The organism is Streptomyces sp. NBC_01017 (assembly GCF_045162795.1).
Lineage (GTDB): Bacteria > Actinomycetota > Actinomycetes > Streptomycetales > Streptomycetaceae > Streptomyces > Streptomyces machairae.
On record NZ_CP108683.1, the window covers coordinates 5272923 to 5289190 of the forward strand.

Sequence of the window (16268 nt, forward strand, 5' to 3'; positions counted from 1 at the left end):
GCGGCACCCGGCCGTCGTACCCGCTGAACGGCCGGGCCCGTCCCCCGCGGGCCCGGCCCTCCTCCCAGGAGCACCCACTTGCGCAAGCGCCCCCTCCTCCTCGCCGCCACCCTGACCACGGGCCTGCTCACCGCGCTGCCCGCCGCCACCGCCTCCGCCGCCCCGTCGGGCCTGGCCGGCGACTTCAACGGTGACGGCTACCGCGACGTGGCCGTCAGCGCCGTGTGCACCGATGTCGGCTCCGCGTCGTGCGCCGGTGCCGTCGTCGTGCTGTACGGCTCGTCGTCGGGCGTCTCGGCGACCAAGAAGGCCGTCATCACCCAGAACTCCCCCGGCGTGCCCGGCACCGCCGAGTCGAGCGACCTGTTCGGGTCCTCCCTCGCCTCCGGTGACCTGGACCGCGACGGCTACTCCGACCTCGTCGTCGGCTCCTCCGGCGAGAGCATCGGAGACCGGGACGGCGTCGGCTCCGGCACCGTGCTGTGGGGCTCCAAGTCGGGTCTGTCCGGCGGCAAGGGGCTGCCCCAGCCGTCCACGATCGCCGAGTGGGGCGGCTTCTCGCGTGGCATCGCCACCGGGGACTTCGACGGCGACGGCGACACGGACGTGACGCTCACCGGCCAGAACCACACCCGCCTCTACCTGGGTCCGTTCACCCGCACCGGCGGTCCGCTGAGCCACTACGGCGTCGGCGAGCTCGGCACCACGTTCGAGGTGATCGCCGGCGACCTGAGCGGCGACGGCGCGGCCGAGCGGGTCTACCCGTTCAGCGTGGACGGCGACTCCGGCGGTCAGATCCTCTACTACCGCCACACCGCCACCGGGTACAAGCTGTCCGAGCTGGTGAATGCCGACGGCTTCGCAGGCTCCGTCGCCGACATCAACGGCGACGGCTACGGGGACCTCGCCCTCGGCGACCCCTCGGACCCCAACACCGACAAGCCCGGCGGCCACAAGGGCGGCCAGATCACCGTCTGGTACGGCGGCCCGAACGGCCCCGCTCCCACGCAGCAGCCGACGGTCGTCCACCAGGACTCCACCGGCGTGCCCGGCTCGGGCGAGACCGACGACGCGTTCGGCTCGGCCCTGAGCGCCGGAGACATCAACGGCGACGGATTCGCGGACGTCGTGGTCGGCGCCTGGGGCGAGGACATCGGCTCGGCGCAGGAAGCGGGCTCGGTGACCGTGCTGTTCGGCTCGGCCTCCGGTCTGACCACCAAGGGCGCGAAGTCCTACACCCAGAACACGGCCGGCGTCCCCGGCGACGCCGAGGCCTGGGACCGCTTCGGCTCCGCCGTCGACCTGACCGACATCACCAAGGACGGCAAGGCCGACCTCACGATCGGCGTGGACGGCGAGAACGGCTCGGGCGGCGTCTGGACCCTGCGCGGCACGTCCACCGGCCTGACCACCTCGGGCGCCAAGGGCCTGACCGTGGCCGGTATCGCCCTCAAGGCCGGCCACTACCTCGGCTCGGTGATCTCCCAGTGACCAACCGTCAACTCCCCCGCGAGACGAGCCGCCCCATGCGCAACCGCATCGCCTGCGCCCTCCTCGCGGCGGCCCTGACCCCGCTCGCGCTCACCCTCTCCGCCCCGGCCGCCCACGCCGCCCCGGCCGCCAAGCCGTACGACTTCAACGGGGACGGCCTCGCCGACCTCGCGATCGGCGCGCCGGGCGCCACGGTGGGCGGCAAGGCCAAGGCGGGCGCGGTCTCGGTGGTCTACGGCAGCTCCACCGGGCTGAAGACCTCCACGCGCACCCTGATCACCCAGAACACCGCCGGCGTGCCCGGCGCCGCGGAGGCCGACGACGCCTTCGGATCCGCGGTCGCCTCCGCCGACCTCAACACCGACGGATACGCGGACCTGCTGATCGGCACGCCCGGCGAGGACGTGAACGGCGACACCAACGACGGCACGGTCGTCGTCGTCTGGGGCGCCAAGTCGGGTCTGTCGGGGGCGCGTACGGTGCCCAACTCCAACGACAGGGACGTGGACCGCTACGGGCAGACGGTGGCGGTGGGCGACGTCGACGCCGACGGCGACCTGGACATCCTGGTCGGTGCCAACGGCCTGTTCACCCTCGCCTTCGTCAACGGCCCCTTCACCAGGACCAGTTCCTTCCAGGGCGGTTCCGGCTCGGGCTTCCCCCACCCGTACGCGTCCTCGTACGGCATCACGTCCCTGGCCGTCGGGCCCGTCACCGCCTCCTGGCACACCAACGTGGTCGTGCACGGCCGCAGGACGGGTACCGACGACGCGATCACCCACCTGGTGACCGACCCGTCCATCGGCAACTACACCGACTGGATGCAGGAGCTGCCGTCCGGCTACGTCTCCGCGATCGGCGACATCGACAAGGACGGGTACGCGGACATCGCCATCGGCAACGAGCGCGAGACCTCCGCCGACCCGGCCGGCGCCAAGGGCGGCAAGGTCACGGTGGTCTACGGCGGCTCCGGCGGCACGGACACGTCCCGCGCCCCGCTCGTCCTCACCCAGGACACCGCCGGCGTCCCCGGCGCCTCGGAGTCCGGCGACCGCTTCGGCAGCGACGTCTCCCTCGGCGACATCAACGGCGACGGCTACGCCGACCTGGCCGTCGGCGCGTCCGGCGAGAACTCCGGCGCGGGCGCGGTGACCGTCCTGTACGGCTCGGCCTCCGGGCTCCGGACGACCGGCGCGCAGTCCCTCACGCAGAACACCGCGGGCGTTCCCGGCACGTCCGAGTCGAACGACCGCTTCGGCGACCGCGTCCTGCTCGCCGACCACTCCGGCGACCGCCGCGCCGAGCTCACCGTCGCCGCGACCGGCGAGAACGGTGACGGAGCCGTCTGGTCCCTGCGCGGCGCGACGGCCGGCGTGACGACCGGCGGCGCGACGAGCTTCGGCCCGGGCACGACGGGCGTGTCCACGGCGGGCAGCCCCGGCTACGGCACGGCCCTCAACTCCTGAGCCCTGACAAGGACTTCACCATGCGCAAGCGCACTCTTCTGCTCGCGGCAACGCTCACGACGGGTCTGCTGACCGCCCTGCCGGCGACCAGCGCCTCCGCCGCCCCCTCGGGCCTGTCCGGCGACTTCAACGGCGACGGCTACCGCGACGTCGCCATCGCCGCCCCCATCGCCAAGGTCGCCGGGAAGACCGGAGCGGGCTATGTCGCCGTGGTCTACGGCACCGCGAGCGGTCCGAACACCGGCAAGCGGCAGATCATCAGCCAGGACACCGCGGGCATCCCGGGCGTTCCGGAGTCGGGCGACTACTTCGGTGACCGCCTCACCACCGGCGACCTGGACGGCGACGGATACACGGACATCGTCGTCGGCGTGCACGGCGAGCGCATCGGCTCGACCGACGACTCCGGCGTGCTCACGGTGCTGTGGGGCGGCGCGAGCGGGATCAAGTCCGGCACCGACATCGCCTCGCCGCTCCCCGAGAACCGCAACGAGCTGGGCTGGTCCGTCGCCACCGGCGACTTCGACGGCGACGGCGACACCGACCTGGCCGCCGCCAACATCGCCTTCCCCGAACTGAACGTCTTCAAGGGCCCGTTCACCCGTGCCGGCCAGGCGGCGGAACTCGTCGGCATCGACACGTTCGAGCAGACCGGCATCAACGCCGACAAGCTCGTCGCGGGCGACGTCACGGGCGACGGCAGGACGGACCTGCTGGTCATGGGCCAGGAGGAGTTCACCGGCGGCTACCGCACCCGCAGCGTCCTCTACAAGGGCACGGCGTCCGCCCCGGCCGCCGGCGGCAAGGCCGCGGGCGGCTACGACGCGGTGATCGCCGACGTGAACAAGGACGGCTACGGCGACATCGTCACCGGCAACTTCATGGAGAAGTCGGCCACCGAGCCGAACGGCGGCCCCGGCGGTGCGGTCACCGTCACGTACGGCGCGTCCACCGGCATCAGCTCCCGCACCCCGGCCAGGATCACCCAGGACACCGCGGGCGTCCCCGGCTCCGCCGAGAAGGGCGACGGCTTCGGCTGGAGCCTCTCGGCGGGCGACACGAACGGCGACGGATACCCGGACATCGCGGTCGGCATCCAGAACGAGGCCATCGGCTCGGTGTACCAGGCGGGCTCGGTCGCGGTCCTGCACGGCTCGGCGTCCGGTCTGACGGGCAGCGGCGCCAAGGTCTTCAGCCAGGACTCCGCGAGCGTCCCCGGCACGGCCGAGCGGCTGGACAACTTCGGCGGCGCGGTCCACCTCACCGACGTCGACGGCGACGGCCGCGCGGAGCTCGTCGCGGGCGCCGCCCACGAGAACACCGGCGACGGCTCCGTCTGGCTCTTCAAGTCCGGCACGTCCGGCATCACCGCCACCGGCTCCAAGTCCTTCGGCGCCGCGACGGTCGGCGGCCCGACGGGCGACGCGTACTTCGGAGACGTACTGGCGGGCTGACGCCCCGCAGACGGGCGTACCCGCACGTCGGCGTCGCCGTGCGGGACCGCCTCTCCCCCTCGACCACCCACCCCACCGCAGGAGGCCCCACATGCTCCGGCACCACCGCAGCAGCCGACTCCATGCCCTGGCCCTCGCCACGGCCACCGTCGCCGCCGCGCTGACGGCCGCCCCGCTGCTCACCGCCGCCCCGGCCGCGGCAGCGCCCGCCAAGTACGCCGACGACTTCAACGGCGACGGCTATCGCGACCTCGCCACCGCCGCGCCGTACACCCCGGTCGGCGGCAAGACCGATGCGGGCGCCGTCGTCGTCAACTACGGCTCCGCGAACGGCATCAGCGCCTCCCGCCGCACGATCGTCACCCAGAACACGGCCGGCATCCCCGGCACCGCCGAGCAGGGCGACGAGTTCGGCCAGGCCCTCACCTCCGGCGACCTGAACCGGGACGGATACGCCGACCTCGTGATCGGCAGCACGGGCGAGAACGCCGAGTCCGGCGCCGTCGTGATCGTCTGGGGCGCCAAGAGCGGCCTCTCCGGCGGCCAGGTCGTCCCCGACCCCGCCCCCGCGGACCACAACGAGTACGGCATGTCCCTGGCCGTCGGCGACTACAGCGGGGACGGCAGAGCCGACCTCGCCGTCGGCAGCACCGGCAGCGACATCTGGATCCACAGGGGCGGCTTCACCAAGGCCACGGGCGCCGCGTCCCGCTACGAGCTCGCCACCGAGCTGTACAGCACCGGCAGCAGCATCTACGGCGCCCAGAGCCTGGCCTCCGGCGACCTGAACGGCGACGGCACCACAGACCTGGTCGTCAGCGGCAGCCAGGCCGAGACGTACGACGACGGCGCCTTCGTCTACCTGGGCTCCGCCTCCGGCCTCACCCGCCAGACGTTCCTGAAGAACGGCGCCTACGAGCTGGCGGCCGTCGGCGACCTCAACGGCGACGGCTACGCGGACGTGGTCACGGCGACGTACGGAGACGAGGGCCGCACGAGCCTCGGCGGCTCCGTCAGCGCCTACCTCGGCAGCGCGACCGGCGTCCGCACCCAGCCCCAGACCACGATCACCCAGGACACCCCCGGCGTCCCCGGCTCGGACGAGGAAGGCGACTGGTTCGGCAACGCGCTCTCTGTGGCCGACGTCACCGGCGACGGCAGGGCCGAGGTGGCCGTCGGCACGCTCCACGAGACCATCGGCGCGGCCAAGATCGCCGGCAGCGTGACGGTGCTGCGCGGCTCGGCCTCCGGCCTGACCGCGACCGGCGCCCAGTCCTTCACCCAGAACACCGCCGGCGTCCCCGGCACCGCCGAGTCCGCCGACCGCTTCGGCGCGTCCGTACGCCTCTGCGACCTCACCGGCGACGGCAAGGCCGACCTGTCCGTCGGCGCCGACGGCGAGAACCACCCCGCGGGCTCCCTCTACAACCTGCGCGGCGCGGCCTCGGGCGTGACCACCGGCAAGGCGATCAGCTTCGGCCCGGGTTCGCTGGGCCTGCCGTCCGGCTACCTGCGGCTGGGACAGGTGATGCTGCGCTAGGGACACCCCCTAGGGGATGTCACAGCTCGGCAGCAAAGCCGGGCCCGAACCGCAGGGCCCGGCACGCGAATCTCCGGGACCAGGTACGTTCGAAGACGTGGCTGGATTCAGGATCGGACGCGGAAGCCGGAACAACGGCAGCCCGCAAACGCGCCCCCAACAACCTCCGTACGGGCAGCAGGCGCCCCAGGGACAGTCGTACGGCTATCCCCCGCCGCCGCAGCAGCCGTACGGCGGCCAGGGCGGCGGCGCAGGCGGCTGGCCGCAGGCGAACGGCGGTGGCGGCTACGGCGGTTACGGTGCCGGTGGCCAGGGCGGCCACGGCGAGCCGGAGTACTTCGGCGACGGCGGCTACCCGCACGGCCCGGGCGGCGGCGCCCCCGACCCGTACGCGGCGAACAACCCGGGCCACACCCAGGCGTTCTCGGTCGACGAGGACGCCTACAGCCAGGGCGGCACCTACCGGGCGGGCACGGCCCCGGCCGCCCCGGCCGGCCCCCGCCTGCACTGGAAGCAGCTGCTGCGCGGCATCGTCCTGTCCCCCGCGCAGACGTTCCTGCAGATGCGGGACTACTCGATGTGGGGCACCGCCCTCATCGTGAGCTTCCTCTACGGCCTGCTGGCCGTCTTCGGCTTCGACGGCGCGCGGGCGGACGCGATCAACGCGACCCTCTCGAACGCGGTCCCCATCGTCCTGACGACCGCCGTCGCGATGGTCCTGTCGGCCTTCGTCCTGGGCGTGGTCACCCACACCCTGGCCCGCCAGCTCGGCGGCGACGGCGCCTGGCAGCCCACGGTCGGCCTCTCCATGCTGATCACGTCCCTCACGGACGCCCCCCGCCTGGTCTTCGCCATGTTCGCGGGCGGCGACGCAACCTTCGTCCAGGCCCTCGGCTGGGCCACCTGGATCGCAGCCGGCGTCCTCCTCACCCTGATGGTCTCCAAGTCCCACGACCTCCCCTGGCCGAAGGCCCTGGGCGCGAGCGCGATCCAGCTGGTCGCGCTGCTGTCGATCGTGAAGCTGGGCACGTTCTAGGACGCGGGCTCGGCCGAGCACGTACGAGAACACGTACGAGAAAGGGCCCCCGGCATTCGACATGCCGGGGGCCCTTCTCATCGTCTCGTCGCGCCTCTCAGGCGTCGAGCACCTGCCCGGCCCGGCGGACGACGGGCGGTTCGACGCTCCACGGGAAGTTGATCCACTCATCGGTGCGCTTCCACACGTACTCGCACTTCACGAGGGAGTGCGACTTCTCATAGATGACCGCGGACCGCACCTCGGCGACGTGCTCGACGCAGAAGTCGTGCACGAGCTTCAGCGTCTTGCCGGTGTCGGCGACGTCGTCGGCGATCAGGACCTTCTTGTCGGTGAAGTCGATCGCGTTGGGGACGGGCGCCAGCATGACGGGCATCTCGAGCGTGGTCCCCACCCCCGTGTAGAACTCCACATTCACCAGGTGAAGGTTCTTGCAGTCGAGGGCGTAGGCGAGCCCGCCGGCGACGAAGACCCCGCCGCGGGCGATGCTCAGCACGATGTCCGGCTCGTACCCGTCATCGGCGATGGCCTGCGCGAGCTCGCGAACGGCGGTGCCGAACCGCTCGTAGGTGAGGTTCTCGCGTACCTGCTCTTCGCTCATCCCGCCGCTCACACCTGAGTCCGATGGAAGTTCTGGAAGGACCGGGAGGCGGTCGGACCGCGCTGCCCCTGGTACCGGGACCCGTACCGCTCGCTCCCGTACGGGAACTCGGCGGGCGAGCTGAGCCGGAACATGCACAGCTGCCCGATCTTCATGCCCGGCCAGAGCTTGATGGGGAGCGTGGCGAGGTTGGACAGCTCAAGGGTGACGTGCCCGCTGAACCCCGGGTCGATGAACCCGGCGGTGGAGTGGGTGACGAGCCCGAGCCGCCCGAGCGAGCTCTTCCCCTCGAGCCGCGACGCAAGATCGTCGGGCAGCGAGATGACCTCGTACGTCGAGGCGAGCACGAACTCCCCGGGATGCAGGATGAACGGCTCGTCCCCCTCCGGCTCCACGAGCCGCGTGAGATCCGCCTGCTCGACGGAGGGATCGATGTGCGGGTACCGGTGGTTCTCGAACACCCGGAAGTACCGGTCCAGCCGTACGTCGATGCTGGACGGCTGCACCATGGTCTGGTCGTAGGGATCGATCCGTACCCGCCCGGCGTCGATCTCGGCCCGGATGTCCTTGTCTGAGAGAAGCACGCCCCGAGGATACGCAAGGCGCGCGGAACGGCCACAATCGCGCCGCCCGCGCGCCCAGCGCCACACCTGCGGTGACTGCTGATACTCCTGCTACGGCTGCTTACCTCTACCTCTACCTCTACTTCTACTTCTACTTCGTGCTGCTCGCCTACCGCTGCTTACCCTGCTCCGCTACCGCTTCTCCAGCGTCACCGGCACCACACTCCGAAGCCGTGCACACCGGGGACACCGGAGGAGCCGGCCGGGGCCGAGGCGATCGGCCTGCTGCATCGGGAACGAAGCGGTGCTGAACACGTGCCCATCGGCACAACGGACGACGGTGCGCTCCATCAAGTCCAAGAGTCCCTTCCCCAAGAGCCGCGTCCGGCTACTGCCTGCCTGACGACGAGAGGCCACATTACGGGATCAAAGGGACGGCTCTCCAGGCGGCACTCCGACCCCGCCCGGACCCTCTCCCACCCCTCCACCGTACGCCCCAACTCCCGCCCCCTGCACCCGGATCCCAGCCCCTGAAACCCACTCAGGCCCCACGGCGTCAGCGCCGGGGGCCGGTGATGAGGTACAGTGACCAGGCGATCGGACACCGCCTCCGGATCCTCTCGGATCTTCCCGGCGGGCGTCTTACGCGGGTGTAGTTTAATGGTAGAACATCAGCTTCCCAAGCTGAGAGCGCGAGTTCGATTCTCGTCACCCGCTCCATGTGAAACCCCCAGGTCATTGACCCGGGGGTTCTTTGTTGTCTAGACCGGTGGGCAGGGCGCGCACCACATCCGCACCATAAGAGCCTGGCTAGCTGCCAGTGGGCTACTCCTTGCGGTGCGCTCGGTCGTCCTTGTGGTGCTTCGCACGCTCAGCGCGGACCAGATCGTCGAGCCCGGCCGCGATGTCACGCTGCCGCTCCTCGTCGGAGTGCTGATAGATCAGCGCGCCGGAACCGGGACTTGCTCGACGACGGCCGGCCGCCCCCGCACGATCGTGCCGTACCCCTGCCGGGACTCCAGCCAACCGTCCCGTTTCAGCAGCTCAAGGGCGCGCACAACGGTTGGGCGGGACATCCCGAAGGATTGGACCAGCTGATTCTCACTGGGGACCCGCGTGCCCGGCGGGTACGTGCCATCCTCGATGCGGCGTTGGATCGTCTGGGCTAGGCGGACGTACTTAGGTGCCTCCACTTCATACGCCATGAACGCCGCCTATCGAGGCTAGCCAAGTCAACTGGTCAACCAGACCAGCGATAAATCCAATTACGCAATACTGCCGCGCCACACCTGCCTCAGGCAGGCCAGGCGTCGGCCATCACGAAGGAGACGACCGTCCCACCGCACCGACTGGGCCCGGAGTGCCACGACTCGGCGATGGCGTCGACGAGGAGGAGCCCACGACCGTGCGCGTCGGCGGCGTCGGGGTGCCGCAGCCTCACATTCGCCGGAAACCCTGGGTTGTGTACCTCGACACGGAGCGAGGTCCCCTCGCGGAACCACTCCACCCGGACGTGCCACGGGTCTTCCGACCGACCGTAGGCGATGGCGTTGGTCACCAACTCCGAGACCATCAACAGGCAGTCGTCGACCGAGCAGGCCGGGTTGTAGGGGGCGATGAACTTCCGGAACCAGCGCCGGGCCCGAGGCACCGACTCCGCCACGGGGTGCAGGGTCATCGCACCCAGTCGCGGCGAGTCCTCGGAGGGATAGCGGTCGATCGTGTAGGCCATCCGTGCTCACTCCTTGCCGCTGCCGTCACAGTCGAGGCAGCGCCGTTTCGATGCGGCACGGGCACGGTCGTTGACGGTGGAGAGCGCCAGGGCCGTGCGCGTACTGACTCGCTTCCAGCCCCGCCCACGACATCCCCGGCAAGGTAAGTGCGCGCCATGTGCCGGCCGCTGACCCGCCACGCCATGCCCCCTTTCGTAAGTGGACTTAGCCACTTACTGGATAGTGGCATTAGCCACTCGCGCGACGCAAGCAGTTCCCCGAAATGACGGGCCATCAGGTGAGCGGGTAGCCCTGCTCGAACGCCCAGCGGTTCGGCGGGTAGGTGGCCTCGGCGAACTCCAACGGCCGGTCTTGGAGGTCAAACACGACGTGGTGCACGATCAACACTGCTGATCCGGACACCAGTTGGAGGTCTGCGCTCTCCTCGTCGCTCGCTTGCCGAGCGCACATGCGGTCTTCGGCGTAACTCCCCTGCCGTCCCGTCATGTTCTCGACGTACATCAGAGTGCCCTCTTGGATGCGTTCGGGCTCCAGCAGCTTGGGCGCCCGTTGCCCGACATCCGGCGCGAACCACGAGGTGGACAGCGTGATGGGCCCGTCCTGGTTGTTGGTCACGCGCCGGCGGTGCACTGCCCGACGATCCTTCACCAGGCCCAGCGCCTCAGCCACGTGATCCGGCGCCTCCATCCACCCGGCGGAGGTGATGACCGCGTACTCACCAGGCGTGTAGATCTTCCCGGTCTGCCGCGCCCGCCCGTACAACTCCCGTGCCCGCCGATTGACTTCAAGGCTCCGCACGTACGTACCCGAACCCTGCCTCTTCTCAACAAGCCCCTGGTGGCTCAGCGCCTCCAACGACCGCGCCGCCGTTGGCCTGGAGACCTTCCAGTTCGCCGCCAGTTGCCGCTCCGAAGGGACCTCGTCCCCCGGCCTCAGGTCGCCCCGAAGGATCTGATCGCGGATGTAGTGAGCGATCTGGAGATACTTCGGCTGCGCCTCTTCGATCTGAGGCATGTCCCCTCCTCATCCAAGTGGCTATGGCCTCTAGCCACTATAGGGTGAGTGGCCAGACGCCGAACCCGTAATGTTGACCACATGACGCGGTTGATCGTCGCAGCAGGAGGAGGAGGCGACGCAGTCGCCGCCGCAATGCTTGACGCCGCCCTGTACGGCGACGAGGATCAGGCGGTGATCCTCACCTACGCATGGGACCGCCTACTGGTCGACCCCGTGCCAGGCCCCCGAGGCCCATCCGACTTCACGGGCCTCGAACCCATCACTCCCTCGGTCTGGGCGGTGCCGGCCGAAGCCCGCCCGATCGCCCCGGCAGGATCCACCGTCCCACGACTCGCGGCAGAGCTCCGGCACACCTTCGCTCTGATCGACCCGCATCACGGTGCCGAGGGCATTGCCCGCCAACTCGAAGAGCTGGTAGGCCACTTGGAGCCGACCTCGATCGACCTCCTGGACGTGGGCGGTGACATCCTCGCGCGAGGCGACGAACCGACGCTGAAGAGCCCGCTGGCAGACGCCCTCACTCTGGCCGCGTGCTGCCAGGTGAACGCTCCCGTCAGGCTCTTGGTCGCCGGACCCGGTCTGGACGGTGAACTGCCGCTCGACGAGGTGCGCAGTCTGCTCGGGTCCCTCGTCCTCACCTTGACCGCGCAAAACACGGAGCCAGTCAGCTCCGTACTGGAATGGCACCCGTCCGAGGCCACCGGGATGCTCGCTGCAACGGCGCGAGGAGTACGAGGTATCTGCGAAGTACGGGATGCCGGACTCCCCATTCCGCTCACGGACGACGGCCCGACTGTCCATGAAGTCGACCTGGACGACGCCTTGAACCGCAACGAGCTGGCTCGCGCCATCCTGTCGACCGCCACCCTGGACGAGGTGGAGGCCCACAGTCGCGAAGTCTGCGGCTACTCGGAAATCGACTACGAGCGCAACAAGGCCGCTTGGCTCAAGGAACAGCCAGCAGTGAAACTCGACCGCGACAGCGTGCTCTCGCAGCTCGACCGGTTCGAGGACGAGGCCCGAAGCCGCGGAGTCACCCACACGACGTTCCGGCACCTCACAGAGGTCCTGAACCTCAACGGGTCACAGCGCGACGAACTGCGCCAGCTCCTCATCAACAGCCGTCCGGAGCGCTACGTTGCACCCCTGTGGCACATCCCAGCTGGAGCCTGAGTAACAACCTTCTCTACGGGTTCAAAGCGGCTCGCTCCGCTCCCCGCGCGCGGCCCGACCCCCGGCCGGGCCTGCGCTCCTGTCTCCGCCCCGCTCCAGCCCGGCCGGGGGCCGCGTCGCGCTGGTGGGCGAGTTGAGAACCGCGAATCGATCTCCGCACAGGGCGGTGTCCGGTCACCACGATGCCTCCGGCGGGGGATCGGCCGACACCGGGATGGCAGGAGCACCGTTGCCGACTGCGGATCCGCCGGAGTGCGTGTTGGGGGCTCCCATCCCGTCCGCCGTCGACCCAGGCGGAGCCGAGCAGACGTGTGGGTCGACGGCGGACGGGATGGGAGCTGGGGAGAGTGGTGGGCTGGCGGGAGCAGACTCGGTTCCCCGGCCAGGCGGAAATCGCTTCTTTCGGGTACGGCCGTGTGACAACTAGTGCGGTGTTCCCCGCATGCCCGTTAGCCTGGCTTTAGCAGGGGGTAGAGCCAGGCGTACATGGTGACGCGGCCAGCACCAGACCTGAAGGGGGCGTACATGACGATCGCAGAGATCGGCGGGGCAGCCCTTGAGGTGCGCATCGTCCCCGGACATCGCAGGCTCGACTTGCAGGCTTACACAAGTATCCTTTCCGAGGTTCGGAAAACTCTGGAAGAAGTGGATCGCGCCGCTATCCCCACACGGACACCGCGCATGCATTGGGCGATCAAGGAAATGAGCATGCGTGAAGAGGTGCGCATGATCCTGACACCCAAGGAAATCCCGAACAAGCGAGCAATTTCGACGCTATCCGTGCCCATAGATGGGCTGGTGAGCGGGGTTCAATCTCTATCGAAAATCGCCGAGATCCCCGCCTATTTCACCGATGCCACGGTGAACAGAGTCGGCATTATCGGCAAGCACGTAAAATCCGGCGATGTTGATCGCGTCGCAGTAGCGAGCATGCGGGCGCCGAATGAATGGGCAACTGTCGATCAAGCGACTACCACTAATGCGGCACGAGCCGTCGAGCCCGTCAAGAAAGCTTTCTCAAGCATTAGCGGGGTACTTGAAGTTCTGGAGCATCGCACGGGCCGCACGCCGCGCGCGTTCTTGAAGGTGGACAACTCGAAGCATGCAGTGCGCATTGAAGCACGTGAAGACCAATCGGCCCTCCTGAGGGAAGCGTGGGGCGAGCGTGTCCTTGTAGAGGGCCTGCTGAAACGTAATATCCTCGGTCAGCCAGTGTCGCTGGTTCTGGATTCCATCGAGGCCATTCCGGATCGGGGCAGCAGTGTCGGCCCGTGGGATCTTCTGGGGATTGACCCCAACTTTACAGACGGACTCAGCACGGAAGAATACATTAGGCGGGTGAGACGTGGTTGAACCACTTGTTTATGTAGATTCCTGCATATTCATTAACGTCATCCGTCGCGAGGCTACACTCTGGCCCGATTCGCTGAAAGTTTTGTTGGCCGCCCATCGTGGCGACATCCGCCTGGTCGCTTCCACCCTCTTATTGGTCGAGCTCAACGGTCAGAAGCGTTCCGACGAACGCGCATTTCGCGATGACCGCGATAAAGTCGTCGAGCAATACTTGGAGTCACTCGATGTCGAGTGGGTGGAGGTTGACCAAATAACCGCGCGGGATGCTCGCAAGATTTCGGAAGCTCACCGCCTGCTTGGCGCTGACGCGGCTCATCTTGCAACCGCAATTCGGCGCAATGCTGATTATTTCATCTCCAGGGACAAGCATTTCCCCTACGGCTCCACGGTTGGTACTCGCACCAAAGTGGTAAGGCCCACCTTGCTGTGGAATCCGACAACTGACGACATCGCTGTGGACCAGGAGTCAGCGTCTCAATGAGTTCTGCACCGGTTCGTAGCCGCCGCGAAGCGCGTAGAGAACTTCTTGGACTGCACAAGTCCGGGACTGAGGGTCAGCCGACCAACCAGACCAATGGTAGAGAAGCGCACTGAGTGTCTAACTGCGTGACAACCACGGCGCACAACCGCGAACAACCATGGACGTCACCGGACCGTCAGCGCAGGTGGCAGGCGCTTTAGCCCAGGGACAGCAAGCCTCCCGAGTTGCTTCGGGACGAAGAAGTCGCTCCGTTTAGGTGCGTCGCAGGCTATGACGCTCCAGGCATCCAGACTGTGGCCACTCATGAAGTCGGCCGGCTTGGTGCTCTCTGGGCAGGAGGGCGACCGACGACTCTCAGGTCTCCGAAGACGGTCGACACAGACGCGGCAGAGTCACTCAGACCTGCGGCCTCGCTGCTGAACCACGATGGACGTGGCCGGGCAGTTGGGTGGCAAGGACCACTCAGTGACGGACAGTCCAGCTAGCTCGATCAATTCTTCCGTGATACCTAACCTATACAAAGGCGTTTCGGAATGGCGTTGTAGCCACTTAAGACGTCTTCCCCTCTCCACTTCGGTTATTTGAACCCAGACGTCCACCATGACGCCTGCATGAGAATTTCCACGTTCATTTTGAAGCCATAATCGACGCACGTAGGGAAGGGATGCCGGATCTTGAGCCAGTAATACCAGACACCATGCTGTTTCATAACTCAGCGATGGGCCGTGATGCATCACTAGCCGATGAGAACGCCACTGGCTTATAGGCGCCAGCAGCCACCGCCACATTGCAGTCACGGACTCTTCTCCGTAGGCTCGACAACGCGCTTAGCCGGATTAACTGGCCCGTTCCTCGCGAGCCGAGCTGGACTGCTCTAGTTGCAGTTCTCGCTTTCGCTGCTCTTCTTTGAGACGCTCCACGTATCTCGCGAAGAGGCGCAGACGGTCTGCTTCAGCCAGGGGTACGCCGTTCTGGCTCGCATAGTCGTCGAGCATAAATTGAGAAGCGTTGTAATGCTTCTCAATTTCATCTGCAGTGGATTGAAGATTGTAGCCGCGCTCCCGAAACTTGAAGTATCCGGTAACGCCAGCCGAGATGCCGACCGCCGCGCTGAGGGCCGACGTGAAAATGGCGAGAACTTTATTGCTGCCCTCATTCATAGCAGTGAGGGTCGACGTTGCGATCGAGCCACTGATGATCAACAGTTGGAATACGTTATGAACCCGCCGATTCCTGCTGGCCCCTTTTCGGTATTGGGCAATAAGATCGAGTGATGCTTCGCGATAGATTCGGAGTCCAGATGGAGAGTCCAGTGGCAGGCGGGCGGCGGCCGTCTGGCGATCCTGTAACGCGTTACGGAGGGATCCGGCGCGACTAACGATTTTCTTGCGGTTCTTCCAGATGGTCCAAGTTAGGGCAATCCAGAGCCCCAGAACAATTACCAGTCCAGCCCAGCGTGTGAAATTTGGCTTCGACTCCCAAAGCCCGACTATTACCGTGTATCCCAGCAAAAAGGCTAGCGCTACGGCGCCGAACAGGCACAACACGAAAATGCGCTGAAAGGTTCTGGAAGCTCGCAGATCGTCTTCGATCTCGTCAAATACTTTTACGCGCTGGCGATACTCTTCCTGTAGGCGTCTTTCTTCCTCTTCTGTCAATGCAGAAGGAGTGTGTGTAACACTCCCGGTCGAGCGCGCGCGTCCCCCTGTATCACCCTGACCGCCGGCCACAGCACCCCCGTACTCCGACTCGCTAATTCGATGCGTTGGGAGAGTACGGATAGTTTCAATGGCTCACAATGCCGCATTGTCACTTGCGGGAAAACAAGCGGCCAATGTTACAGATGCTTCTCAAGTTGTTCGATAACTGGGAGTATTTACGCCATGTCAAGCACTAATCTCCCCGGATCGTGACGGCAGAAGCACGGAGGGCGCATGGGGGTGCGCAACAGGCGTTACCGCTCAGCCCCGCCGCTCTGAAAGGAGGAGGCTTTGCCCAGTCGCGGACTATCTGTGGACAAGCGCGACCCTGTCACCCGCATACCTTGCTCTGACCAGCGGTGGTTGCTCCTACCAAAGCACCCTCCGGAGCCTATGCACGGGCCCCACAGTCTGCGTCAGCGGTTACGCGCCTCGTCACGAGGAATCTGGCAACCATGAGCTTCCGGAGATCACGCATTTTATTTCCATGATCCCTATATGCTCTCCACTCAGTGCCACACCAGGGGAGGGTGCAGTGGCTGATCTTCAAGAGACCGCTGAGGCGTGTGAAGACGAAGGCGGGCTGATGCAAGACAACTTGGGACGCCTACGGACCGCATTGGGGTTCGACAGACTCGGCAAGCATGTCCTCAGCTCCAT

14 protein-coding genes, 1 tRNA gene and 1 pseudogene are annotated in these 16268 nt (G+C 67.2%); 9 read left to right on the plus strand and 7 right to left on the minus strand.

Annotated features, from left to right (window positions below; all coding sequences use genetic code 11):
• Positions 1-78: 78 nt before the first annotated feature.
• The 5 genes from OG331_RS24010 (at position 79) to OG331_RS24030 (ending at position 6987) form a co-directional block, all read left to right on the plus strand.
• Complete coding sequence (locus OG331_RS24010; protein WP_406199584.1) at positions 79-1491, plus strand: FG-GAP repeat protein; 1413 nt, start codon at positions 79-81, stop codon at positions 1489-1491.
• Between the two features lie 35 nt (positions 1492-1526).
• Complete coding sequence (locus tag OG331_RS24015) at positions 1527-2957, plus strand: hypothetical protein (RefSeq protein ID WP_406199586.1); 1431 nt, start codon at positions 1527-1529, stop codon at positions 2955-2957.
• A gap of 20 nt (positions 2958-2977) precedes the next feature.
• Positions 2978-4411, plus strand: coding sequence for an FG-GAP and VCBS repeat-containing protein (locus OG331_RS24020; RefSeq protein ID WP_406199589.1), 1434 nt, complete (start codon positions 2978-2980; stop codon positions 4409-4411).
• 91 nt (positions 4412-4502) lie between these two features.
• Entirely contained in the window at positions 4503-5951 is a 1449-nt protein-coding gene (locus tag OG331_RS24025; protein WP_406199591.1) for an FG-GAP repeat domain-containing protein, read from the plus strand.
• A 16-nt stretch (positions 5952-5967) separates the two neighbouring features.
• Entirely contained in the window at positions 5968-6987 is a 1020-nt protein-coding gene (locus tag OG331_RS24030; protein ID WP_406199593.1) for a Yip1 family protein, read from the plus strand.
• A 97-nt stretch (positions 6988-7084) separates the two neighbouring features.
• On the opposite strand, the gene OG331_RS24035 is transcribed toward OG331_RS24030, so the two are convergent.
• Entirely contained in the window at positions 7085-7588 is a 504-nt protein-coding gene (locus OG331_RS24035) for a phosphoribosyltransferase (protein ID WP_406199595.1), read from the minus strand.
• An 8-nt stretch (positions 7589-7596) separates the two neighbouring features.
• Positions 7597-8172 (minus strand): dCTP deaminase, encoded by a 576-nt coding sequence (gene dcd, locus OG331_RS24040; protein WP_147994749.1) that lies wholly within the window; start codon positions 8170-8172, stop codon positions 7597-7599.
• 625 nt (positions 8173-8797) lie between these two features.
• Between dcd and OG331_RS24045 the strand changes: the two genes are divergently transcribed.
• Positions 8798-8871: transfer RNA gene (locus OG331_RS24045), tRNA-Gly, on the plus strand.
• 105 nt (positions 8872-8976) lie between these two features.
• On the opposite strand, the gene OG331_RS24050 is transcribed toward OG331_RS24045, so the two are convergent.
• The 4 genes and pseudogenes from OG331_RS24050 to OG331_RS24065 all read right to left on the minus strand — a co-directional run bounded on the left by OG331_RS24050 (position 8977) and on the right by OG331_RS24065 (position 10898).
• On the minus strand, positions 8977-9177 hold the full coding sequence (locus OG331_RS24050) for a hypothetical protein (protein ID WP_406210920.1): 201 nt from the start codon (positions 9175-9177) through the stop codon (positions 8977-8979).
• A pseudogene (locus tag OG331_RS24055) lies at positions 9117-9356 on the minus strand (GntR family transcriptional regulator); the annotation flags it as partial. The gene OG331_RS24050 and the pseudogene OG331_RS24055, both read right to left, overlap by 61 nt.
• Before the next feature lie 89 nt (positions 9357-9445).
• Positions 9446-9883 carry an ATP-binding protein gene (locus OG331_RS24060; protein WP_406199597.1) on the minus strand — a complete coding sequence of 146 codons (438 nt, stop codon included), beginning with the start codon at positions 9881-9883 and terminating at the stop codon, positions 9446-9448.
• Between the two features lie 274 nt (positions 9884-10157).
• Positions 10158-10898, minus strand: a complete 741-nt coding sequence (locus OG331_RS24065) for a GntR family transcriptional regulator (RefSeq protein ID WP_406199599.1) — start codon at positions 10896-10898, stop codon at positions 10158-10160.
• An 81-nt stretch (positions 10899-10979) separates the two neighbouring features.
• Here OG331_RS24065 and OG331_RS24070 point away from each other — a divergent pair, with 81 nt between their 5' ends.
• The 3 genes from OG331_RS24070 to OG331_RS24080 all read left to right on the plus strand — a co-directional run bounded on the left by OG331_RS24070 (position 10980) and on the right by OG331_RS24080 (position 13908).
• A complete protein-coding gene (locus tag OG331_RS24070; protein WP_406199601.1) occupies positions 10980-12074 on the plus strand; it encodes a DUF1152 domain-containing protein in 1095 nt (364 codons plus the stop codon).
• 525 nt (positions 12075-12599) lie between these two features.
• On the plus strand, positions 12600-13427 hold the full coding sequence (locus OG331_RS24075) for a hypothetical protein (RefSeq protein ID WP_406199603.1): 828 nt from the start codon (positions 12600-12602) through the stop codon (positions 13425-13427).
• Positions 13420-13908, plus strand: a complete 489-nt coding sequence (locus OG331_RS24080; RefSeq protein WP_406199605.1) for a type II toxin-antitoxin system VapC family toxin — start codon at positions 13420-13422, stop codon at positions 13906-13908. The genes OG331_RS24075 and OG331_RS24080 overlap by 8 nt, the downstream gene beginning before the upstream one ends.
• A gap of 836 nt (positions 13909-14744) precedes the next feature.
• Here the strand turns inward: OG331_RS24080 and OG331_RS24085 are convergent.
• Positions 14745-15566: a DUF4231 domain-containing protein gene (locus OG331_RS24085; protein ID WP_406199607.1), complete on the minus strand. Its 822-nt coding sequence runs from the start codon at positions 15564-15566 to the stop codon at positions 14745-14747.
• Between the last annotated feature and the right edge of the window lie 702 nt (positions 15567-16268).